The sequence below is a fragment of the Streptomyces sp. NPDC093546 genome (assembly GCF_044765045.1).
In the GTDB taxonomy this organism is placed as follows: domain Bacteria; phylum Actinomycetota; class Actinomycetes; order Streptomycetales; family Streptomycetaceae; genus Streptomyces.
In genome coordinates this window covers 61,165-84,005 of record NZ_JBIWJG010000014.1, presented here as the reverse complement: position 1 = coordinate 84,005, position 22,841 = coordinate 61,165, and the positions used below count along the sequence as shown (strand labels likewise).

At 73.0% G+C, this 22,841-nt stretch carries 17 protein-coding genes and 1 riboswitch; of the genes, 12 read left to right on the top strand and 5 right to left on the bottom strand.

Translation table 11 applies throughout. The features are described 5' to 3' along the window. The first annotated feature begins 198 nt into the window (after window positions 1–198). Entirely contained in the window at window positions 199–2,316 is a 2,118-nt protein-coding gene (locus tag ACIRNI_RS26380) for a type IIA DNA topoisomerase subunit B (protein WP_403554948.1), read from the top strand. 22 nt (window positions 2,317–2,338) lie between these two features. On the opposite strand, the gene ACIRNI_RS26375 is transcribed toward ACIRNI_RS26380, so the two are convergent. Next, window positions 2,339–3,292 (bottom strand): GlxA family transcriptional regulator, encoded by a 954-nt coding sequence (locus tag ACIRNI_RS26375; RefSeq protein WP_403554946.1) that lies wholly within the window; start codon window positions 3,290–3,292, stop codon window positions 2,339–2,341. Window positions 3,293–3,396: 104 nt separating this feature from the next. On the opposite strand from ACIRNI_RS26375, the gene ACIRNI_RS26370 reads away from it, so the two are divergent. Further along, the gene (locus tag ACIRNI_RS26370; protein ID WP_403554944.1) at window positions 3,397–4,011 is read left to right on the top strand and encodes an MBL fold metallo-hydrolase; all 615 of its coding nucleotides are present in this window, start codon (window positions 3,397–3,399) and stop codon (window positions 4,009–4,011) included. A gap of 58 nt (window positions 4,012–4,069) precedes the next feature. Here the strand turns inward: ACIRNI_RS26370 and ACIRNI_RS26365 are convergent, their stop codons facing one another. Continuing rightward, the gene (locus ACIRNI_RS26365) at window positions 4,070–4,753 is read right to left on the bottom strand and encodes a response regulator (protein WP_403554942.1); all 684 of its coding nucleotides are present in this window, start codon (window positions 4,751–4,753) and stop codon (window positions 4,070–4,072) included. After that, entirely contained in the window at window positions 4,750–6,369 is a 1,620-nt protein-coding gene (locus ACIRNI_RS26360) for an ATP-binding protein (protein ID WP_403555130.1), read from the bottom strand. Before ACIRNI_RS26360 ends, ACIRNI_RS26365 begins: the two co-directional genes overlap by 4 nt. Before the next feature lie 248 nt (window positions 6,370–6,617). On the opposite strand from ACIRNI_RS26360, the gene ACIRNI_RS26355 reads away from it, so the two are divergent. Genes ACIRNI_RS26355 through ACIRNI_RS26345 form a run of 3 tightly spaced genes read left to right on the top strand, consistent with a single transcriptional unit; the run spans window position 6,618 to window position 10,010 of the window. After that, on the top strand, window positions 6,618–7,703 hold the full coding sequence (locus tag ACIRNI_RS26355) for a CobW family GTP-binding protein (protein WP_403554940.1): 1,086 nt from the start codon (window positions 6,618–6,620) through the stop codon (window positions 7,701–7,703). Window positions 7,704–7,713: 10 nt separating this feature from the next. Continuing rightward, on the top strand, window positions 7,714–8,874 hold the full coding sequence (locus tag ACIRNI_RS26350) for a DUF1266 domain-containing protein (protein WP_403554938.1): 1,161 nt from the start codon (window positions 7,714–7,716) through the stop codon (window positions 8,872–8,874). Then, on the top strand, window positions 8,865–10,010 hold the full coding sequence (locus tag ACIRNI_RS26345; protein WP_403554936.1) for a DUF1266 domain-containing protein: 1,146 nt from the start codon (window positions 8,865–8,867) through the stop codon (window positions 10,008–10,010). Before ACIRNI_RS26350 ends, ACIRNI_RS26345 begins: the two co-directional genes overlap by 10 nt. Before the next feature lie 42 nt (window positions 10,011–10,052). Here the strand turns inward: ACIRNI_RS26345 and ACIRNI_RS26340 are convergent, their stop codons facing one another. Then, on the bottom strand, window positions 10,053–12,506 hold the full coding sequence (locus tag ACIRNI_RS26340) for a DNA topoisomerase (ATP-hydrolyzing) subunit A (protein WP_403554934.1): 2,454 nt from the start codon (window positions 12,504–12,506) through the stop codon (window positions 10,053–10,055). Between the two features lie 201 nt (window positions 12,507–12,707). Between ACIRNI_RS26340 and ACIRNI_RS26335 the strand changes: the two genes are divergently transcribed. The 4 genes from ACIRNI_RS26335 (at window position 12,708) to ACIRNI_RS26320 (ending at window position 17,554) form a co-directional block, all read left to right on the top strand. Beyond that, window positions 12,708–14,057 carry a M16 family metallopeptidase gene (locus ACIRNI_RS26335; protein ID WP_403554932.1) on the top strand — a complete coding sequence of 450 codons (1,350 nt, stop codon included), beginning with the start codon at window positions 12,708–12,710 and terminating at the stop codon, window positions 14,055–14,057. Window positions 14,058–14,083: 26 nt separating this feature from the next. Then, window positions 14,084–15,451 carry a M16 family metallopeptidase gene (locus ACIRNI_RS26330; RefSeq protein WP_403555128.1) on the top strand — a complete coding sequence of 456 codons (1,368 nt, stop codon included), beginning with the start codon at window positions 14,084–14,086 and terminating at the stop codon, window positions 15,449–15,451. A 259-nt stretch (window positions 15,452–15,710) separates the two neighbouring features. Continuing rightward, window positions 15,711–15,876: riboswitch (cyclic di-AMP (ydaO/yuaA leader) on the top strand. Window positions 15,877–15,889: 13 nt separating this feature from the next. Next, window positions 15,890–16,672 carry a M23 family metallopeptidase gene (locus ACIRNI_RS26325; RefSeq protein ID WP_403554930.1) on the top strand — a complete coding sequence of 261 codons (783 nt, stop codon included), beginning with the start codon at window positions 15,890–15,892 and terminating at the stop codon, window positions 16,670–16,672. Between the two features lie 216 nt (window positions 16,673–16,888). Next, window positions 16,889–17,554, top strand: coding sequence for a GntR family transcriptional regulator (locus tag ACIRNI_RS26320; RefSeq protein ID WP_403554928.1), 666 nt, complete (start codon window positions 16,889–16,891; stop codon window positions 17,552–17,554). A 133-nt stretch (window positions 17,555–17,687) separates the two neighbouring features. Here ACIRNI_RS26320 and ACIRNI_RS26315 read toward each other — a convergent pair whose 3' ends face one another. After that, window positions 17,688–17,969: an HPr family phosphocarrier protein gene (locus ACIRNI_RS26315; protein ID WP_030021209.1), complete on the bottom strand. Its 282-nt coding sequence runs from the start codon at window positions 17,967–17,969 to the stop codon at window positions 17,688–17,690. A 130-nt stretch (window positions 17,970–18,099) separates the two neighbouring features. Here ACIRNI_RS26315 and ACIRNI_RS26310 point away from each other — a divergent pair, with 130 nt between their 5' ends. The 3 genes from ACIRNI_RS26310 to ACIRNI_RS26300 are packed head-to-tail and all read left to right on the top strand — an operon-like array spanning window position 18,100 to window position 22,789. Continuing rightward, window positions 18,100–20,958 carry a GNAT family N-acetyltransferase gene (locus ACIRNI_RS26310; RefSeq protein WP_403554926.1) on the top strand — a complete coding sequence of 953 codons (2,859 nt, stop codon included), beginning with the start codon at window positions 18,100–18,102 and terminating at the stop codon, window positions 20,956–20,958. 41 nt (window positions 20,959–20,999) lie between these two features. After that, complete coding sequence (locus tag ACIRNI_RS26305; RefSeq protein ID WP_355356844.1) at window positions 21,000–21,584, top strand: DUF5998 family protein; 585 nt, start codon at window positions 21,000–21,002, stop codon at window positions 21,582–21,584. After that, window positions 21,584–22,789: an alkaline phosphatase family protein gene (locus ACIRNI_RS26300; RefSeq protein ID WP_403554923.1), complete on the top strand. Its 1,206-nt coding sequence runs from the start codon at window positions 21,584–21,586 to the stop codon at window positions 22,787–22,789. Before ACIRNI_RS26305 ends, ACIRNI_RS26300 begins: the two co-directional genes overlap by 1 nt. Window positions 22,790–22,841: the final 52 nt, after the last annotated feature.

Genomic DNA, 22,841 nt, shown 5'->3' with positions numbered 1-22,841 from the left:
TCATGCCTGGAAGGGAACGTGATGTCCACGTCACTCCATCGAGGGATCGAACACCCATGCGACGCTGGACTAGCATGAGGGATCACGAGGGTGGCGTGACAACGGCTCTACCAGGCCTCGGTACCCTCTGACCCGGCGACAGACGCCGGGCCTCTACCCCCATGGGCCAGATCTTAAATTCAGCGAGGAGCGAACCGCGTGACCGCCGAGACGTCCGTGCCGTCCAGTGCGCTGCTGACCGCAGACCGTGACGGTTCCAACTACACCGCGCGGCATCTGCTCGTACTGGAGGGGCTCGAGGCGGTTCGCAAGCGACCCGGTATGTACATCGGGTCCACCGACAGTCGCGGTCTGATGCACTGCCTGTGGGAGATCATCGACAACTCCGTCGACGAGGCCCTGGGCGGGTACTGCGATCACATCGAGGTCATCCTCCACGAGGACGCCTCCGTCGAGGTCCGGGACAACGGCCGCGGCATCCCCGTCGACGTCGAGCCGAAGACCGGCCTGTCCGGCGTCGAGGTCGTCATGACCAAGCTGCACGCCGGCGGAAAGTTCGGCGGCGGCTCGTACGCCGCCTCCGGCGGTCTGCACGGCGTCGGCGCCTCCGTGGTGAACGCCCTCTCCGCCCGCCTCGACGTCGAGGTCGACCGGAACGGCTCCACCCACTCCATCAGCTTCCGCCGCGGCGTCCCGGGCATCTTCACCGAGTCCGGCGCCGACGCCCCGTTCGACCCCGCGAACGGCCTGCGGAAGGTCAAGCGCGTCCCGAAGACCCGCACCGGCACCCGCGTGCGCTACTGGGCCGACCGCCAGATCTTCCTCAAGGACGCCAAGCTCTCCCTGGAGAACCTGCACCAGCGCGCCCGCCAGACCGCGTTCCTGGTGCCCGGCCTGACGATCGTCGTGCGCGACGAGCGCGACCTGGAGGGCGAGGGCAAGAGCGAGGAGACGTTCCGCTTCGACGGCGGCATCAGCGAGTTCTGCGAGTACCTCGCGCAGGACAAGGCCGTGTGCGACGTCCTCCGCCTCACCGGGCAGGGCACCTTCAAGGAGACCGTGCCGGTCCTCGACGAGCGCGGCCACATGACGCCGACCGAGGTCACCCGCGAGCTCGGCGTGGACGTGGCGCTGCGCTGGGGCACCGGGTACGACTCCACGGTCAAGTCCTTCGTCAACATCATCGCCACCCCCAAGGGCGGCACCCACGTGTCCGGCTTCGAGCGCGCCGTCACCAAGACGGTCAACGAGGTGCTGCGCGCCAGCAAGCTGCTGCGCGTCGCCGAGGACGACATCGTCAAGGACGACGCCTTGGAGGGCCTCACCGCCGTCGTGACCGTCCGGCTCGCGGAGCCGCAGTTCGAGGGCCAGACCAAGGAGGTCCTCGGCACGTCCGCGGCGAACCGCATCGTCGCCAACGTCGTCGCCAAGGAGCTCAAGGCCTTCCTGACCTCCACCAAGCGCGACGCCAAGGCCCAGGCCCGCGCCGTCCTGGAGAAGGCCGTCGCCGCGGCCCGGACGCGTATCGCCGCCCGCCAGCACAAGGAGGCGCAGCGCCGCAAGACCGCGCTGGAGTCCTCGTCCCTGCCCGCCAAGCTCGCCGACTGCCGCAGCGACGACGTGGAGCGCAGCGAGCTCTTCATCGTCGAGGGCGACTCCGCGCTCGGCACGGCCAAGCTCGCCCGGAACAGCGAGTTCCAGGCGCTGCTGCCGATCCGCGGCAAGATCCTCAACGTCCAGAAGTCGTCGGTCTCGGACATGCTCAAGAACGCCGAGTGCGGGGCGATCATCCAGGTCATAGGGGCGGGCTCCGGCCGGACCTTCGACATCGACGCCGCGCGCTACGGCAAGATCGTGCTCCTCGTCGACGCCGACGTCGACGGCGCGCACATCCGCTGCCTGCTGCTGACCCTCTTCCAGCGCTACATGCGGCCGATGGTGGAGGCCGGCCGGGTCTTCGCCGCCGTACCGCCGCTGCACCGCATCGAGCTGGTCCAGCCCAAGAAGGGCCAGGACAAGTACGTCTACACGTACTCGGACAACGAACTGCGGCAGACGCTGCTGGAGTTCCAGCGCAAGGGCGTCCGGTACAAGGACTCCATCCAGCGCTACAAGGGCCTCGGCGAGATGGACGCCGACCAGCTCGCGGAGACGACGATGGACCCGAGGCACCGCACCCTGCGCCGGATCAACATCGGCGATCTGGAGGCGGCGGAGCAGGTCTTCGACCTGCTGATGGGCAACGAGGTCGCGCCGCGCAAGGAGTTCATCACCAGTTCCGCGGCGACCCTGGACCGCTCGCGCATCGACGCCTGACCCCCGCGGGCCGGACTCCGGGCTACGGAGTCCGGCTGAACGAGCGGCGATAGGAGCGGGGCGGGACGCCGCGGCGGCGGACGAACTGGTCGCGCAGGACGGACGCGCTGCCGTAGCCGACGCGGCGCGCGACCTCCTCCACCGGGAGGTCCGTGGTCTCCAGGAGCTCCTCCGCGCGGCTCAGGCGCAGGCCGCGCAGCCAGGCGTGCGGCGTGGTGCCCGTGGCGGCGGTGAAGCGACGGGCGAAAGAGCGCCGGCTCATCAGGGCGCGCCGCGCGAGTTCGGCGACGGGGAGCGGTTGGTCCAGGTGCTCCCGGGCCCACGCCAGCACCTCGCCGAGGCGTTCGTCCTGGCAGTCCTCGGGCACGGGCGCGGTCACGTACTGGGCCTGCCCGCCGTCACGGTGGGGCGGCAGCACCAGGTCGCGGGCGATCGCGTTGGCGGTCGCCGCGCCGTACTCCCGCCGCAGCAGATGCAGGCACAGGTCGAACCCGGCGGCGGCTCCCGCGCCGGTCAGCACCCGCCCTTCGTCGACGTACAGGGCGTCGGCCTCGACGGTGACGTCCGGGTAGCGGCCGGCCAGCAGCCCGGCGAACCGCCAGTGGGTCGTGGCCCGCCGGCCGGCGAGCAGCCCGGCGGCGGCGAGCGCGAACGCGCCGACGCAGTGGGCGCCGACCAGTGCCCCGCGCGCGTGGGCGGCCGCGAGGGCCCGGAGCACCGGCGGCGGGGGCGGGGTGCGGAAGTCGGCCCAGGGAAGGGCCAGTACGAGATCGGCGTCGGCCAGCCGGTCCAGACCGTGCTCGACGGCGAGCGGCACACCGAGGTCCGTGACAACCCGTCCCGGCCGCTCGGTGCAGAGCGCGAAGTCGAACGCGGGCAGCCCCGGACGAGCGTCGAACACCTCGGACGCCACGCCCACGGCCAGCATCCCGACACCGGGCGGGGCGTAGGCGGCGACGGTCACGAAGGGCGGCATCCGCGCAGTCTGGCACGGGCGGTGGGACCCCGTGGCACGTTTCCTGCGATCAGTGGCAGCACGGCCACTCGTGGCAGGCCGCCCCGCACGGAAGGCTGATCCCCATGAACGACATGAGCGAGACCCACGACGCGCCCGTCGGCCGCAGCGCCGCGTACACGATCCTGCACACCGGCTACACGCTCTCCACCGGCCCCGGCGTGGCCGCCACCGTCTCCTACGTCTCCGACGCCGGACGCCATGTGATCGTCGATCCGGGCATGGTGCCAGGCCGCGACCGCATCCTCCGTCCGCTCGCCGAGCTGGGCCTCGGCCCCGACGACATCACCGACGTCGTCCTCAGCCACCACCACCCGGACAACATCCTCAACGTGGGCCTGTTCGCCCGGGCGCGCGTCCATGACCACAAGGCGATCTACGAGGCCGACCAGTGGACCGACCGTGACGCCGAGGGGTATGAACTCAGCCCCTCCCTGCGGCTGATCAGGACCCCCGGCCACAGCCCGGAGGACATCACCCTGCTCGCCGGCACCACCGCCTCCGGCGTGGTCGCCTTCGCCGGAGACCTGTGGTGGCGCCCGGACGGTCCGGCGGAGGACCCCGTCGCCCCCGATCGCGACACGCTGAGGGAGTCCCGGCTGCGCGTGCTGGCGGCGGCCGACCTGATCGTCCCCGGCCACGGCGGCCCCTTCGCCGCCGACGACCGCGCGCCGCGCTAGGGGGTGTCTTGTCGATCAGGGCGGATCAGCGTGCGTGCCAGGCGACGCGACACAGCCGTCAGGCGGCCGCCGCCCAGACGTAGCGGTGCTCCGGCCGGCCCGTCTCGCCGTACCGGAGGGACAACCGCACCCGGCCCGCCCGCTCCAGCAGCTTCAGGTACCGCTGGGCGGTCTGCCGGCTGACGCCCGCCCGCTCGGCGATCTCCTGCGCCGACAGCGGTCCGTCGGCGGCCAGCAGCACCTGCCGTACGAGCTCCGCCGTGGTGGGGGAGTGGCCCTTGGGCAGGTCCGGGGCGCCGGAGGCCACCGACAGGGCGCCGAAGATCCGGTCCACCTCGGCTTGTTCGGCCTCGCCGCCGCCCTCCAGGGTGCGGCGCAGCGCCGCGTACGCCTCCAGCTTGGGGCGCAGGCCCGCGAAGTTGAACGGCTTCACCAGGTACTGCAGCGCCCCGTGGCGCTGCGCGGCCCGGACGGTCGCGACGTCCCGGGCGGCCGTCACCATGATCACATCGGTGGGGTGGCCGCGCCGCCGCAGCTCCCGTACGACCGCGAGCCCGTTCTGGTCCGGCAGGTAGTGGTCGAGCAGGATCAGGTCCAGATCGGGCCGTTCCTCGACCCGGGCGAGCGCCTCGGCCGCCGTGTGGGCCGACGCGGCGACCTCGAAGCCGGGCACCTTCGCCACGTACGCCGCGTTGATCGCGGCGACCCGGACGTCGTCGTCGACGACGAGCACGCGGATCATCGGACGCCCTCCGCAGTGGGAGCGCCCTCCACGGCGGGAGCGGTCTCCGCGGCAGGAGCCGGCTCCGCAGCGGGAGCGGTCTCCGTCAGCGCCTCCGGGAGTACGACGGTGAACTCGGCGCCGCCGCCGGGGGACTCCCCGACCCGTACGCCGCCGCCCTGCCGTTCCGCCAGCCTGCGCACCATGGCGAGCCCCAGACCCCGTTCCCCGCCGTGTGCCGGGCGCTCCTTGGTGGACCAGCCCTCCGTGAAGATCAGCTCGCGCCGCTCGGCCGGCACCCCGGGGCCGCTGTCCGCGACGCGCAGCACCGCCGTACGGCCCTCGGCGCGCAGCTCCACCTCCACCAGCGGCTCCTCGGAACCGGCCGCCGCGTCCAGCGCGTTGTCGACCAGGTTCCCAACGACCGTGACCAGCTCGCGCGGCTCGACCAGCCGGTCCGGCAGCAGCGTGCCGGGCGCGACGCGCAGCGAGACGCCGCGCTCCGCCGCCACCGTGGCCTTGCCCACCAGCAGCGCCGCCAGCAGCGGATCGTGCACCTTCTCGGTGACCTGCTCGGCGGTCGTCCGGTGCACGCCCACCACCTCGGTGACGAACTCCACCGCCTCCTCGTGCATCTCCAGCTCCAGCAGCCCCAGCAGGGTGTGCAGGCGGTTGGCGTGTTCGTGGTCCTGGGCGCGTAGCGCGTCGATGAGCCCGCGCGTCGAGTCCAGCTCCCGCCCCAGCCGCTCCAGCTCGGTCCGGTCGCGCAGGGTGGCGACCGCGCCGCCGTCGTCCGTCGGCATGCGGTTGGCGATCAGCACCCGCTGTCCGCGTACCGTCACCAGGTCCTCGCCGGTGACCCGCCCGGCGAGCACGTCGGTCGTACGGCCCTCGCCGAGCACCTCCTCCAGCGGCCGCCCGATGGCCTCCGGACCCATACCCAGCAGCCGCTGCGCCTCGTCGTTCAGCAGCCGCACGCGCCCCGACCCGTCGAGGGCGACGACTCCCTCCCGGATGCCGTGGAGCATCGCCTCCCGCTCCGCGAGGAGGGCCGAGATGTCGGAGAAGGCCAGGTCGTGCGTACGGCGCTGGAGACGGCGCGAGATCAGGTACGCCGCCAGCGCCCCGACGGCGAGGGCGCCGCCCGCGTACGCGAGCAGCCCGGGGATCGCGGCGAGCAGGCGGGCGCGCACGCTGTCGTACTCGATGCCCACCGACACCGCGCCGACGATGTCGCCGTCCGCCTCGCGCAGCGGGACCTTGCCCCGCGCGGAGCGGCCGAGGGTGCCGCTGTCGATCTCCATGACGTCCTTGCCCGCGAGGGCGTCGCTCGGATCGGTGGAGACCACCCGCCCGATCTTGCGGGGGTCGGTGTGCGACCAGCGCACCCCGCGCCGGTCCATGACCACCACGTACTCGGCGCCGGTGGCCCGCCTGATCCGCTCCGCCTCGGCCTGTACGGGCCCGGTGGCGGTCGGCGGCGAGTGCAGCAGCCGGCCCGCGACCTCGGGGGACGCGGTGGTCTCGGCGATGGCGAGCGCACGCCGCATCGCCTGGTCGTCGAGCTGGTCGCTCAGCGGCGCCAGGAACAGGCCGGTGGCGAGCACGGTGACGCCGGTGGCGATGGCCAGCTGCATCAGCAGGACCTGAGAGAAGACCCGCTGCGGCCAGCCGAAGCGCCTGCGCCGCGCGGGGGCGCGTGCGGCGAGGGCGACGGGCGTCGAGGTCGGTGCGGGGCTCACTCCAGGAACCGTAAAGGGACACACCGCCCCGAGGGAACGCCCGGCGCCATGACCGACGTCACGCCGGCCGTGGCGCCCGTGGACCCCGCCTATCCTGAGGGCCGCAAGCCGCCGGACGCGGAGCCGACCGAGAAGGGTGCCCCTTGAGCAGCAGCGTGCCGCAGCAGATTCCCGCCATCCCCGTCGTCGTCCTCTCGGGCTTCCTCGGGTCGGGCAAGACCACCCTGCTCAACCATCTGCTGCGCAGCGCCAGAGGCACCCGTATCGGCGTCATGGTCAACGACTTCGGCTCCATCGAGATCGACGCCATGACGGTGGCCGGCCAGGTCGGCTCCACCGTCTCCCTCGGCAACGGCTGCCTGTGCTGCGCCGTCGACACGAGCGAGCTCGACACCTACCTGGAGACCCTCACCCGACCCTCCGCCCGCCTCGACGTCATCGTCATCGAGGCGAGCGGCCTCGCCGAGCCCCAGGAGCTGGTGCGGATGATCCTCGCCAGCGACAACGACCGGGTGGTGTACGGCGGGCTGGTCCAGGTCGTCGACGCCGCCGAGTTCGACGCCACCCGCGCCCGCCATCCCGAGACCGACCGGCACCTCGCCCTCGCCGACCTCGTCGTCGTCAACAAGGCCGACCGCGTGGAAGCCGACGAGCTGCGCCGCGTCCACGGCGCCGTCGCGGCCCTCGCCGAACGGGCCGCCGTCGTCGACGCCGCGTACGGCCGGGTCGACCCCGAGCTCCTCTTCGACCGGGCCGCGCGGCGCGAGGGCGGGGACGACTGGATCGAGGGCCAGCTCTCCTTCGACGACCTGCGCGAGGACGAGCACCACGACCACCCGCACGCGGCGTACGACACGGTCTCCTTCACCGCCGACGTACCGATGCACCCGCGCCGGCTGCTGGACTTCCTCGACTCGCGCCCCGAGGGCCTGTACCGCATCAAGGGCTTCGTCGACTTCGGCGACGCCGACCCCGCCAACCACTACACCGTGCACGCCGTCGGCCGGTTCCTCCGCTTCTACCCGGAGCCCTGGCCCGCGGACGGCGGGCAGCGCCTCACCCAGCTCGTACTCATCGGCTCCGGCGTCGACGCCGACGGCCTGGGCAAGGCCCTCGACGCGTGCCGGGTGACCGACTCGCCGGAGGACGCCCCCGGCGAGCACAGCATGTGGGGCGTCCTGCGGTACGTGCCGGAGCCTGCGGAGCCGTCCCCCGAGGACGGTTCATAAGATCGTCCCCGTGACCACGGGGACGACACACTGGATACCGCCGACCCTGACCGAGCGCCTGCTGTACGAGGCGAAGACGGCCGGGGACCGCGAGGCGCGGCTCGCCCTGCTCTCCCGCGCCACGCTCTTCCTGCCGGTCGCCCGGCTGCACGCGGACACGCCCGGGGCCGGCCTCCCGCTCGTACCCGCCAAGGACCCGCAGACCGGCAAGTGGAGCATCGCCGCCTTCACGGCGGGCATGCTCCCGCCCTGGCACCCGGAATGGGTGTGCCAGGCCACGACGCTCGCCGAACTGGCCCGCCACTGGCCGGACGGCAGGAAGAAGGCGTCCCTCGCGGTCAACCCCGGCACACCGTGCGAAATCGGCGTCGAGGCCGGACCGCGCCACCGCGCGGCCTGGGCCAAGGCCGCCGCCGAGAGCGGAGGCCCGCCCCGCGGACTGCTGCTCACGCACGCCCACGGCCCCGCACAGGGCGCCCTCGCCCACGGACTGGCCTGCGGCGCCCATCTGTCGGTCCACAACAGCGTCCCGTGGAACCAGCTCGGCTCGACCCTCTTCGGCTACGCGTCGGACGTTGGCACCCTGCGCGGCACCTGGCGGGTCACCAACCGCGGCCAGTACCGGGACAAGTTGGAGACCCTCTTCCGGGCCCGGCTCTGCGGCCTCGAGGAGTCGGCCGCCCTGCGCGCCCGCACCGTGCTCGCCGCCCGCCTGGGCCGGACGCCCACCACGGGGGAGTGGCTGGACACCGTCCTCGCCTCCCTCACCGAGCGCGGCGCGGACGAGGCGACCCTCAAGGAGCTGACCGACACCGTGACGCGGATCGGCCGCTACGAAGCCCGCTTCCGCGCCGACGGCGTGCTGGGCCCGGACGAACGCGTCGACTCGCTCGCCGCGTTCGACTACGGGCGCGTCGTCTCCTTCGTACGGATGGGGCTCGGCGCCCGCCTGTGCGAGCCGCACGAGGCGGAGGAGGCGATCCTCACGGCCGGCCGGCTGAGCCGGGAGGCGTACCCCTCGTGGGAGGCGTTCTCGGCGGCGTACGCGCTGGCCCGGGTCATCGCCTTCGACGAGGACGGCTTCGGCCGCGTCTACCAGGAGTCCGTCGGCCAGCACCGGATCCTCACCCAGGACCCGGCGAGCCCGTACCGGAGCGTGCCGTGGAAGTGAACTGGGTGCCGCCCTCGCCCGTCGAGCGGCAGCTGTACGAGGCGGGGCAGCGCGGCGACGTCCACGCGCAGCTGCGGGTGCTGGCGGCCGAGCCGCTGTACATCGGGCAGGCCCGCCACGAGGTCGACGCCGAGCCGGGTCTGGTGCGCTGGCGCGCGGTGACGGCCCCGAACGGCGGCCTGTGCAAGGTCCTGCTGACCCGGGGCATGCTGCCGCCCTGGCACCCCGACTGGGTGTTCCACGAGGTCGACCTCGACTGGGTGGCGGAGCTCAGCTGGTCCGACCCCCGGCAGTGGCTGGCGGTCAATCCCGGCACACCCGCCGCCGTGCACCTGCCGGCGGCCCCTCAGGACCGGGCCCTGTGGCGGCGGTTCCACGCCGAGAACGACCGGTCGACGGACGACCGGCTGACCGCCCTGCACACCGGACCGCTCTTCGGGCCGCTCGCCTTCGGGCTGGCCTGCGGGGCGCACCTCGCCGTCTCCAACGGCGTGCCCTGGAACGAGGCCGGGACGGTCTACGTCGACTACGTCTCCCAGCGGAAGATGCTGCGCGACTCCTGGGACATCACCGACCACCAGGGCTGGCGGCACGAGATGGACGCCCTGCTCGAGTACAGCAACAGCCCGGCCGCGCCCGAGTACGCGCTCCGCGTGCGCGAACAGCTCCGCAAGAACACCGGCGAGCTCCCGCCCGCCGACCTGTGGCGGGAAACCGCCGCGGGCAGCCTCCACGACCAGGGCGCCCCGCCCTCGCTGGTCACGGAGATGGAGGAGCTGGTGCGCCGCATCCTGCGCTACGAGGCGAGGTTCCGGGCCGACGGGCTGCTGCCCGGTGACGGCTGGGTCGCCACGGCGGCGGCGTACGACTACGGGCGGGCCGTCAACCTCGCCCGCTGGGGCCTGTCCGCCCGCTACTGCGACCCTCAGCAGGCGGAGCAGGCCATCGTGCACGCGGGCGCGCTCGGCAAGGCCGCGTACCCCTCCTGGGAGGCCTACTCGGCGGGCTACACGCTGGGCAGGGTGCTGCGCTTCGACGACGAGCGGTACGGCCCGTACTACGAGGACTCCCTCACCGCCCACCGGCTGCTCACGGACGACGAGGGCAGCCCCTGGCGGAACATCCCCTGGCGCTGACGGCGGGGGCGCGCCCGCGGCGGACGCGCCCCCGGCAAGGTCTTACGACGCCGGGCCCGCCAGCACCGCGACCGGCTTGGCCGGCGGTGTGCCCGAGCCGTCCCGGCGCGGGTCGATCTCGGGCAGCTCGACCGGGGTGCCGTTCTTCTGGGCCGCCCGGGCCGGGGCCGCCCCCGCCCAGGCGAGGACCAGGACGTCCTCGCCCTTCAGGAAGCGCTGACAGCGCACGCCGCCCGTCGCGCGGCCCTTGCGCGGGTACTGGTCGAACGGCGTCAGCTTCGCCGACATCCCGGCCGTCGGGTCCAGCGCCCCGGACGAGCCCGCGACCGTGAAGACCACCGCGTCCGCCGCCGGGTCGACCGCCGTGAACGAGATCACCTCGGCGCCGGCCGCCAGCTTGACGCCGGCCATACCGCCCGCCGGGCGGCCCTGCGGCCGCACCTGCGAGGCCGGGTAGCGCAGCAGCTGCGCGTCGGAGGTGATGAAGACCAGGTCCTCCTCGCCCGTACGCAGCTCCGCCGCGCCGACGATCCGGTCACCCTCCCTGAGGGTGATGACCTCCAGCTCGTCCTTGTTCGCCGGATAGTCCGGCACCACGCGCTTGACGACACCCTGGAGCGTGCCGATCGCCAGGCCCGGCGACGACTCGTCCAGCGTGGTCAGGCAGACGAGCGTCTCGTCCTTCTCCAGCGTCAGGAACTCCGAGAGCTGCGCCCCGCCCGACAGGTTCGGCGCGCCCGCCGTGTCCGGCAGCTGCGGCAGGTCGATCACCGGCAGCCGCAGCAGCCGCCCGGTGGAGGTCACCACGCCCACGTCGCCGCGCTGCGTCGCGGGCACCGCCGAGACGATCACGTCGTGCTTGGTGCGCTTGCCGTCGCTGTCCGGGAGCGGCTCGCCGCTCGCCGTACGGGCCAGCAGACCGGTGGAGGACAACAGCACCCGGCACGGGTCGTCCGCGACCTCCAGGGACACCGCGGCGACCGGCGCGCCCGCCGACTCCAGCAGGACCGTGCGCCGCTCGGTGCCGAACTTCTTGGCCACCGCGGCCAGCTCGGAGGAGACCAGCTTGCGCAGCTCGGCGTCGGAGTCCAGGATCCGCGTCAGCTCCTCGATCTCGCTGTTGAGCCGGTCGCGCTCGCCCTCCAGCTCCAGCCGGTCGAACTTGGTGAGCCGCCGCAGCGGGGTGTCCAGGATGTACTGCGTCTGGATCTCGCTCAGCGAGAAGCGCTCGATCAGCCGCTCCTTGGCCTGCGCCGAGTTGTCGCTGGACCGGATCAGCCGGATGACCTCGTCGATGTCGAGGAGCGCGACGAGCAGGCCCTCGACCAGGTGCAGCCGGTCGCGCTTCTTGCCGCGCCGGAACTCGCTGCGGCGCCGTACGACCTCGAAGCGGTGGTCGAGATAGACCTCCAGCAGCTCCTTGAGGCCCAGCGTGAGCGGCTGCCCGTCGACCAGCGCCACATTGTTGATGCCGAAGGACTCCTCCATCGGCGTCAGCTTGTAGAGCTGCTCCAGGACGGCCTCCGGGATGAAGCCGTTCTTCACCTCGATGACGAGCCGCAGCCCGTGCGCGCGGTCGGTGAGGTCCTTGACGTCGGCGATGCCCTGGAGCTTCTTCGACGCCACCAGGTCCTTGATCTTGGCGATCACCTTCTCCGGGCCCACCGTGAACGGCAGCTCCGTCACGACCAGGCCCTTGCGGCGCGCCGTCACGTTCTCCACGGTCGCGGTCGCGCGGATCTTGAAGGTGCCGCGGCCCGTCTCGTACGCGTCCCTGATCCCGGACAGGCCCACGATCCGGCCGCCGGTCGGCAGGTCGGGACCCGGCACGTACCGCATCAGGGTCTCCAGGTCGGCGCCCGGGTGCTTGATCAGGTGGCGGGCGGCGGCGATGACCTCGCCCAGGTTGTGCGGCGGCATGTTGGTCGCCATGCCGACCGCGATTCCGGACGCGCCGTTGACCAGCAAGTTCGGGAAGGCGGCCGGCAGCGCGACCGGTTCGCGCTCCTGGCCGTCGTAGTTGGGTACGAAGTCGACGGTGTCCTCGTCGATGGACTCCGTCATCAGCGACGTGGCGTCGGCCATCCGGCACTCGGTGTACCGCATGGCGGCCGGCGGGTCGTCGTTGCCCAGCGAGCCGAAGTTGCCGTGGCCGTCGACCAGCGGCAGGCGCATCGAGAACGGCTGCGCCATGCGCACCAGCGCGTCGTAGATCGACGCGTCACCGTGCGGGTGCAGCTTGCCCATCACCTCGCCGACGACCCGGGCGCACTTGACGAACCCGCGCTCCGGGCGCAGGCCCATCTCGTTCATCTGGTACACGATCCGGCGGTGCACCGGCTTCATGCCGTCGCGGGCGTCGGGCAGGGCCCGGGAGTAGATCACCGAGTACGCGTACTCGAGGAAGGAGCCCTGCATTTCGTCGACGACGTCGATGTCGAGGATCCGCTCCTCGTAGTCGTCGGGCTGCGCGGTCTTCGTGCTGCGGCGGGCCATCGCGGCTGCGCTCCTTCACCAGGCAAAGGCTGATCTGTCGCCGACCATTGTGGACCGTCCCACTGACAACCCCGACCGCGACCCGGAAGAGGGACGATCGGGTGGGACGGGAACTTCCGCGACCGTCGGTGCGCTTGCATACAGTGGCAGGACTTTCACCGCACGACTTTCCACATCGCGATCGAAGGGACGTACATGCCCATGGGTCACACGGCCACAGCCCAGGCCGGCTCCGGCGGACTGACAGCGACCGAGCACCGGCTGGCCAACGGCCTGCGCGTGGTGCTCTCCGAGGACCACCTGACCCCGGTCGCCGCGGTGTGCCTCTGGTACGACGTCGGCTCGCGCCACGAGGTGAAGGGCCGCACCGGCCTCGCCCACCTCTTCGAGCACCTGATGTTCCAGGGCTCCGCCCAGGTCAAGGGCAACGGCCACTTCGAGCTCGTCCAGGGCGCCGGCGGCTCCCTCAACGGCACCACGAGCTTCGAGCGGACCAACTACTTCGAGACGATGCCCACGCACCAGCTGGAGCTGGCCCTGTGGCTCGAGGCCGACCGGATGGGCTCGCTGCTCACCGCGCTCGACGAGGAGTCCATGGAGAACCAGCGGGACGTCGTGAAGAACGAGCGCCGCCAGCGGTACGACAACGTGCCGTACGGCACCGCCTTCGAGCGGCTCACGGCCCTCGCCTTCCCGAAGGGCCACCCCTACCACCACACGCCGATCGGCTCCATGGCGGACCTGGACGCCGCCACCCTGGAGGACGCGCGGAACTTCTTCCGTACGTACTACGCGCCGAACAACGCCGTGCTGTCCGTCGTCGGCGACATCGACCCGGAGCAGACGCTCGCCTGGATCGAGAAGTACTTCGGCTCCATCCCGGCCCACGACGGCAAGCAGCCGCCGCGCGACGGCACGCTCCCCGACACCATCGGCGAGCAGCTGCGCGAGGTCGTCGAGGAGGACGTCCCGGCCCGCGCGCTGATGGCCGCCTACCGGCTGCCGCACGACGGCACCCGCGAGTGCGACGCCGCCGACCTGGCCCTCACCGTCCTCGGCGGCGGCGAGTCGTCCCGGCTCCACAACCGCCTGGTGCGCCGCGACCGTACGGCCGTGGCGGCCGGCTTCGGCCTGCTGCGCCTCGCCGGGGCCCCCTCCATGGGCTGGCTGGACGTGAAGACCTCCGGCGGCGTCGAGGTGCCGGACATCGAGGCCGCGGTCGACGAGGAGCTGGCCCGGTTCGCCGCCGAGGGCCCGACGCCCGAGGAGATGGAGCGGGCCCAGGCCCAGCTGGAGCGCGAGTGGCTGGACCGGCTCGGCACGGTCGCCGGCCGCGCCGACGAGCTGTGCCGCTTCGCCGTGCTGTTCGGCGACCCGCAGCTCGCGCTCACCGCCGTCCAGCGCGTCCTGGACGTCACCGCCGAGGAGGTGCAGGCCGTCGCCCAGGCGCGGCTGCGCCCGGACAACAGGGCCGTACTGGTCTACGAGCCGGTCAACGGCGACCAGAGCGATGCCGACCACAGCGAGGAAGAAGAGGGGGCCGACCAGTGAGCGACGCCGCTGTGTCCCTGACGTCCATGGAGTTCCACCCGCAGCCCCAGCCCGGCACCGCCCGGCCCTGGGCCTTCCCCGCCCCCGAGCGAGGCACCCTCCCCAACGGCCTGACCGTGCTGCGCTGCCACCGCCCCGGCCAGCAGGTCGTGGCCGTCGAGATCTCCCTGGTGGCCCCGCTGGAGGCCGAGCCCGAGGGCCTGGACGGCGTCGCCACCATCATGGCCCGGGCGCTGTCCGAGGGCACCGACAAGTACTCGGCGGAGGAGTTCGCCGCCGAGCTGGAGCGCTGCGGCGCCACGCTCGACGCGCACGCCGACCACCCCGGCGTACGCGTCTCCCTGGAGGTCCCGGTCTCCCGGCTGGCCAAGGCCCTCGGCCTGGTCGCCGACGCCCTGCGCGCGCCCGCCTTCGCCGACAGCGAGGTCGAGCGCCTGGTGCGCAACCGGCTCGACGAGATCCCGCACGAGATCGCCAACCCGTCGCGCCGCGCCGCCATGCAGCTCTCCAAGGAGCTGTTCCCGGCCGACTCCCGGATGTCCCGCCCCCGCCAGGGCACCCTCGAGACGGTGGAGCGGATCGACTCCGCGGCCGTACGGGCCTTCTACGAAGCCCATGTCCGGCCCGCCACGGCCACCGCCATCGTCGTGGGCGACCTCACGGACGTCGACCTCGACGCGGTGCTGGCCGACACCCTCGGCGCCTGGACCGGCAACACCGCCGAGCCCCGCCCCGTCCCGCCCGTCACGGCCGACGACACGGGACGTGTCGTCATCGTCGACCGCCCCGGCGCCGTGCAGACGCAGCTGCTGATCGGCCGCATCGGCCCCGACCGGCACGACCGCGTCTGGCCGGCCCAGGTGCTCGGCACGTACTGCCTGGGCGGCACCCTCACCTCGCGCCTGGACCGCGTGCTGCGCGAGGAGAAGGGCTACACCTACGGCGTACGGTCCTTCGGCCAGGTGCTGCGCTCCGGTCCCGGAGGCAACGGCGCCTCGCTGCTCGCCATCAGCGGATCCGTCGACACCCCCAACACCGGTCCGGCCCTCGACGACCTGTGGAAGGTGCTGCGCACCCTCGCCGCCGAGGGGCTGACCGACGCCGAGCGGGACGTCGCCGTGCAGAACCTCGTGGGCGTCGCCCCGCTCAGGTACGAGACGGCGGCCTCGGTCGCGGGCACCCTCGCCGACCAGGTCGAGCAGCACCTCCCGGACGACTTCCAGGCGCAGTTGTACGCCCGCCTGGCCGAGACCGGGACGGTGGAGGCCACGGCCGCGGCCGTCAGCGCCTTCCCCGTGGACCGTCTCGTCACCGTGCTGGTCGGCGACGCCGCGCAGATCAAGGAGCCGGTCGAGGCGCTCGGCATCGGTGAAGTGAGCGTCGTCACGGGCTGATTGACGGCGGGTCGGCCGCGCGTCGCCGGCCGCGTCCCGGCCATCACCGGCGGAACCCCGGCATCCATTCGGATGCCGGGGTTCCGCCGTCTGCTGCCGCTTCCCCTCGCCGTCACGGCATGTCCGTTTTGTTGGGGAGGTTACGTGTCTGCCCTGTGGCGTGCGCTACAAAAAACCGTGTCCGTTTGGTGATTGAAAGATCAGCCGCTTAGCGTCTGATGCGCTGTCCGCCCGCTGTACCCGCCGCATCCGCGGCACCGGGCAGCCATCGCCGAATCCCCATCGGGCGCGAGCCCGGGGAGCCGGGGACCCACACGAAGTCCCTGGGGTGAATCGGACGCCTTCGCATCCGTGCGGAGGGGCCCGTAGGAGACCTTCCTGCTCCGAACCCGTCAGCTAACCCGGTAGGCGAGAAGGAAGGAAAGGATCAGCCACCGTATGGCGTTCACCCGTGCCACCGGGAAGCACCGTGCCCCGAGCCGCCTGAGCCGCAAGAGCGCACACGTCGCCGGCGTGGCGGCCATCGCCACCACCGGCGTCATCGGAACCCTCGCTTCCCCGGCGCTCGCCGCCGACGCGGACGTCCGCGCACTGGAGGACACCGGCCTCAACCAGGCGGTCATCACCGACACGCTCGCCGAGACCGTCGACGCCCAGGCCGAGGCCCAGGAGCGCGAGGCCGAGGAGGCCGCCGCCCGCGCCGCCGCCCAGGCCAAGGCCGAGGCGGAGGCCAAGCGCAAGGCCGAGGCCCGCGTCAAGGCCGCCCGCGAGGCGGAGGAGCGCGCCGCCCGCGAGGCCGAGCGCAAGCGCCTGAACTCCTTCACGCTCCCCGTCGCCGGCTCCTACGTCAGCACCGGCTACCAGACCGGCGGCGCCATGTGGTCCTCCGGCAGCCACACCGGCGTCGACTTCCACGCCCCCTCCGGCTCCACGGTCGTCGCCGTGGGCCTGGGCACCGTCGTCGAGGCGGGCTGGGGCGGCGCGTACGGCAACAACGTGGTGATCCGGATGGCCGACGGCACGTACACGCAGTACGGCCACCTCTCCTCCGTCAGCGTCTCGGTCGGCGAGCGGGTCATGCCCGGCCAGCGGATAGGCCTCTCCGGCTCCACCGGCAACTCCTCCGGCCCGCACCTCCACTTCGAGGCCCGTACGAGCGCCGAGTACGGCTCCGACATCGACCCCGTCGCGTACCTGCGCTCGCACGGCGTCAACGTCTGACCTCCGGCCCGCACGACCTGAGACAGACAAGGCCCCGGCTCCTCGGATGAGCGGCCGGGGCCTTCGCCGTTCTCCGGCGCGGCAGGCCTGGCCAAAAGATATCCATGGATTTCGACCCGGCGTCGGAAATTCAGGAATGGTGCCATAGAGTCACTGAACACTCGTCAAATCGGTCGGACGCACGCTGTTTCGCGCGCATTACGTCGGAGGTTCGGTATGCGCATTCCCGCGCACTCGGTATGCACGGCGATTCGCGACGACATCGTCTCCGGCGTCTTCCCGCGCGGCAGCCGCCTCACCGAGGAGCAGCTGGCGCGCCGCTACGGCGTCTCCCGCGTCCCGGTCCGCGAGGCCCTGCGGACCCTGGAGTCGGAGGGCTTCGTCACCACCCGCCGCCACGCCGGGGCGTGCGTCGCCGAGCCCACCGAGCAGGAGGCAGCCGACCTGCTGGAAGTCCGGGCGCTGCTGGAGCCGCTCGGCGCGGCGCGGGCCGCCCAGCGCCGTACCGAGGCGCACCTCAAGGTGTTGCGGGGCCTGGTCAGGCTGGGCCAGGAGCGGGCGCGCCGGGGCCAGGGGGAGGATCTGCGGGCGCTCGGCGACTGGTTCCACGAGACGCTCGCCCAGGCCTCCGGCAGCCCGGGCCTCACCGCCCTGCTGACCCAGCTGCGGCACAAGATCGCCTGGATGTACGCGGTCGACCAGCCGCCCGCGCCCGTGGAGGCGTGGGCCGAGCACGGCGCGATCGTCGACGCGGTGGCGCGCGGTGACGCCGAGCGGGCCCGGGCGCTGACCGCGCTGCACGCCGAGCGCTCACTCGGTTCGCACCGGCTGCGTGTGAGGAGTCCGCAACATCGCGTCAACACGGTGAGCGCCCGCAATTAACAATGCGGCCGTAGAAAGAAAGGTTCACCGAAAAAGCGGAGCCGTATCACCCCGGAATTCGGGGGCGATACGGCTCCGCTGCAAGAGGACAGGTAATTGTCCGAAGTGATGGCCGGGCGATGCCCGAAGCCCGTCAGACGGTCTCGGGAAGCTCCTCGAGACCCTCCGCGACCAGCTTCGCCAGGCGGTCCAGGGCGGCGTCCGCACCTTCCGCGTCCGACGCGAGCACGATCTCCTCGCCGCCCTGCGCACCCAGGCCGAGGACCGCGAGCATCGACGCGGCGTTCACCGGGTTGCCGTCGGCCTTGGCGATCGTCACGGGGACGCCGGCGGCCGTGGCGGCACGGACGAAGATGGAGGCGGGGCGGGCGTGCAGGCCCTCGGCCCAGCCGACGTTGACGCGGCGCTCAGCCATGGTGTTGCCCTTCGAGTTCAGGGGGTTGTCTAGACCACTCTCTCATGTTCTCCGGTGTGCACGCGAACCTGATCAATGTGCCCTGTCCACAGCACCTCCGCGACCGGTGTCCGCACCGTAACCTGGGCCCATGCGGACCCCGTCGGATCAGCCGGAACATGCGTACCCCGACCACTGGGAAGCCGACGTCGTGCTGCGCGACGGCGGCACCGCGCGGATCAGGCCGATCACCCCGGACGACGCGGAACGCCTGGTCAGCTTCTACGAGCAGGTCTCCGACGAGTCGAAGTACTACCGGTTTTTCGCACCCTACCCCCGCCTCTCCGCCAAGGACGTGCACCGCTTCACGCACCACGACTACGTGGACCGGGTGGGCCTGGCCGCGACGGTCGGCGGGGAGTTCATCGCGACCGTCCGCTACGACCGGATCAACGAACAGGGCCTGCCCGCCAGTGCCCCCGCCGACGAGGCCGAGGTCGCCTTCCTCGTCCAGGACGCCCACCAGGGCCGGGGCGTCGCCTCCGCGCTCCTCGAACACATCGCGGCGGTGGCGCGGGAGCGGGACATCCGGCGGTTCGCGGCGGAGGTGCTGCCCGCCAACAACAAGATGATCAAGGTCTTCACGGACGCCGGATACACCCAGAAGCGCAGCTTCGAGGACGGCGCCGTCCGCCTCCACCTCGACCTGGAGCCCACCGACCGCTCCCTCGCCGTGCAGCGCGCCCGCGAGCAGCGCGCCGAGGCCCGCTCCGTGCAGCGGCTGCTCGCCCCCGGCTCGATCGCCGTCATCGGCGCCGGCCGCGCGCCCGGCGGCGTCGGCCGCACGGTCCTGCGCAACCTCCTCGACGCCGGGTACACCGGCCGTACGTACGCGGTGAACCACGCCCTGCCGGAAGGCGAGTCCGTCATGGAGGGGGTCCCCGCCTTCCGGTCGGTCGCCGACATCGGCGAGCCCGTCGAGCTCGCCGTCGTCGCCGTCCCCGCCGAGCGCGTACCGGAAGCCGTCGCCGCCTGCGGCGAGCACGGCGTCCAGGGGCTGGTCGTCCTCTCCGCCGGGTACGCCGAGCAGGGCGCCGAAGGGCGGGAGCGCCAGCGGGAGCTGGTCCGCCAGGCCCGCTCGTACGGCATGCGCGTCATCGGCCCCAACGCCTTCGGCGTCATCAACACCGCCCCCGGCGTGCGGCTGAACGCCTCCCTCGCGCCGCACCCGCCGGCGCGGGGCCGCATCGGGCTGTTCACCCAGTCCGGCGCCATCGGCATCGCGCTGCTGTCCGGGCTGCACCGGCGCGGGGCGGGCCTGTCGTCCTTCGTCTCCGCCGGGAACCGGGCGGACGTGTCCGGCAACGACATCCTGCAGTACTGGTACGAGGACGCCGACACGGACGTCGTCCTGCTGTACCTCGAATCGATCGGGAACCCGCGCAAGTTCACGCGGCTCGCACGGCGCACGGCGGCGGTGAAGCCGGTCGTCGTGGTCCAGGGCGCCCGCCACAGCGGCAGCGCGCCGCCCGGCCACGCGGTGCCGGTCACCCGCATCCCGTACGCCACGGTGTCGGCCCTCCTCCGGCAGGCGGGCGTCATCCGCGTCGACACCGTCACCGAGCTCGTCGACGCGGGCCTCCTCCTCGCCGGACAGCCGCTCCCGGCCGGACCCCGGGTGGCGATCCTCGGCAACTCCGAGTCCCTCGGCCTCCTCACGTACGACGCCTGCCTGACGGAGGGGCTGCGTCCGCTGCGGCCCCGCGACCTGACGACCGCCGCCACGCCCGAGGACTTCCGCGCGGCCCTGGCCGAGGCGCTGCGGGACGACGCGTGCGACGCGGTGGTGGTCACCGCGATCCCGTGGGTCGGCGAGAACGGCGTGACCGAGTCGGGCGACGGCGAGGTCCTCGCCGCCGCGCTGCGCGCCGCGTCCGCCACGGCGCCGACGAAGCCGGTCCTGGTGGTCCACGTCGAGATGGGCGCCCTGGCCGACGCCCTGGCCGCCGCCACCAGCACGGCGCCGCCCCCGCCGGCCCCCGCGCCCCCTGGTACCCCCGCCACCCCGGCGACCGGCGAGTCCGACGGAGCCCCGGCCCCCGCCACCGACCCGGACCCCGACGGCGATGGCGACCACCGCATCCCCGCCTACCCCGCCGCCGAGCGGGCCGCCCGCGCGCTCGCGCAGGCCGTGCGGTACGCGCGCTGGCGGCGGCAGGCAGCCGAGCCCGGCCGGGTGCCGCACTACGACGGGATCGACGAGGCGGGGGCCGCAGCACAGATCGAGCGGGTGCTGAGCGAGACCGACGACGCGGGGGAGCGGGGCGTCACCCTCGACGCGGAGGCCGCGCGCGAGCTGCTCGGGCGGTACGGCATCGACGTACGCCCCGCCCTCGCCGCGCCCACCCCCGACGCCGCCGTCGACGCCGCGCAGCGCCTCGGCTACCCCGTCGCGCTCAAGACCACCGCACCCCACCTGCGCCACCGCCCCGACCTCGGCGGCGTACGCCTCGACCTGGCCACCGAGGAGCAGCTGCGCGCCGCGTACGCCGAGCTGACCGAGACCCTCGGCAAGCCCGAGGAGCTCCAGCCGGTCGTGCAGGCCATGGCGCCGCGAGGGGTCGACACCGTCATCCGCGCCGCCATCGACCCCGGCGTCGGCGCCGTGCTGTCCTTCGGCCTCGCGGGCGCGCCGTCCGAGCTGCTCGGCGACACCGCGCACCGCCTGGTCCCGGCCACCGACCGGGACGTCGCCGAGCAGATCCGCTCCATCCGCACCGCGCCGCTGCTGTTCGGCTGGCGCGGCTCGGACCCGGTCGACACCCCCGCCCTCGAAGAGCTGCTGCTGCGGGTCTCCCGGCTGGTCGACGACCACCCGGAGATCGTCTCCATCGGCCTGGAGCCGGTGGTCGTCGCCCCCCGCGGCCTGTCCGTCCTCGGCGCGTCCGTCCGCCTCGCGCCGCCCCCGGCCCGTACCGACCTGGGCCCGCGGCGGCTTCCCAACTACTGAGGGGGCGGGTGTCCCCCTACCGGCCCCGTAGGATGGAGCTCATGGCGAAGACCGGTACGACGACCCAGGGGCTGCGCGCGGCGATCGAGCGCAGCGGCTACTACCCGGCCCTCGTGGCCGAGGCGGTGGAGGCCGCCGTGGGCGGCGAGCCCATCGCCTCGTACCTGGTCCACCAGGAGACCACCTTCGACGCCAACGAGGTGCGCCGCCACGTCACCGTGCTCGTCCTGACGGCCAACCGCTTCATCGTGAGCCACACCGACGAGCAGAACGCCGACACCAGCTCCCCGACGCCGTACGCGACGACCTCCACCGAGTCCGTGAAGCTCGGCCGGATCTCCTCCGTGGTCCTCAGCCGCGTCGTCGCGAACCCGGAGTCGTACACCCCGGGCACACTGCCCCGCGAGGTGGTCCTCAACATCGGCTGGGGCGCGGTCTCCCGCATCGACCTGGAGCCCGCCGCCTGCGGCGACCCGAACTGCGACGCCGACCACGGCTACACCGGCAACGCCACGGCGGACGACCTGAGCCTGCGTGTCAGCGAGGCCGGCGACGGCCCCGAGACGGTCCGCCAGGCCCTCGCCTTCGCGCAGGCCCTGTCCGAGGCCACCGCGGCCACCCGCTGATGGCGCAGCCCACCGCGACGGCCGCCGCCTGGCCCGACGACCCGACGCCGCTCGCCCTCGACACCGCGCCCGTACCGGAGTACGGCTCCGGCTCCCTCGCCGACCTGCTGCCCACGCTCGCGGCGGCCCAGGGCGTACCGGGGTGCGACCACCGCATCGCGGAGCTGGCGCCCGCCGACCGCAACTGCGTGTTCCTGATCGACGGCCTCGGCTGGGAGCAGATCAAGGCCCACCCCGACGAGGCGCCGTACCTCACCTCCCTCCTCGCCACCTCGCGCGGCGGGACCGGGCGGCCCCTCACCGCCGGCTTCCCGGCCACCACCGCCACCTCGCTCGCCTCCGTCGGTACGGGCCTGCCGCCCGGCGCGCACGGCCTGACGGGCTACACCGTGCGGGACCCGGACACCGGTGCGCTGATGAACCAGCTGCGCTGGCGGCCCTGGACGCCGCCGCACGTCTGGCAGCCGTACCCGACCGTCTTCCGGATGGCCGACGCCGCAGGCGTCCACACGGCGCAGGTCTCGTCGCCGGCCTTCCAGGACACCCCGCTCACCAAGATCGCGCTCAGCGGCGGAACGTTTCACGGGCGGCTCTCGGGCGACGAGCGCATGGACCTCGCCGCCGAGCAGCTCGCCGCCGGCGACCGCTCGCTGATCTACACGTACTACAGCGAGCTCGACGGCAGCGGTCACCGCCACGGCATCGACTCCGACTCCTGGCGCGGCCAGCTGATGTGCGTGGACCGGCTCGTCCAGCGCCTGGTCGAGCAGCTGCCGCCGCGCTCCGCGCTGTACGTCACCGCCGACCACGGCATGGTGGACATCCCGTTCGACGAGCAGTCCCGGATCGACTTCGACGAGGACTGGGAGCTGCGCGCCGGAGTCGCCCTGCTGGGCGGCGAGGGCCGGGCCCGCCACGTCTACGCCGTGCCGGGCGCCGAGGCCGACGTCCTGGCCTGCTGGCGCGAGGTGCTCGGCGAGCAGTTCTGGGTGGCGAGCCGCGAGGAGGCGATCGCGGCGGGCTGGTTCGGGCCCGCGATCGACGAGCGGGTGTACGGCCGGATCGGCGACGTCGTCGCCGCCGCGCACGACGACGTCGTGATCACCGCGTCCGTCAACGAGCCGCACGAGTCCGCGATGGCGGGCATGCACGGCTCGATGACCCCGGCCGAGCAGCTCGTCCCGCTCCTCGAAGTCCGTTCCTGACCCGTTCCCGACCCACCCCTGTCCCTGCCCCCTCCGACCCGAAAGGTCGTCA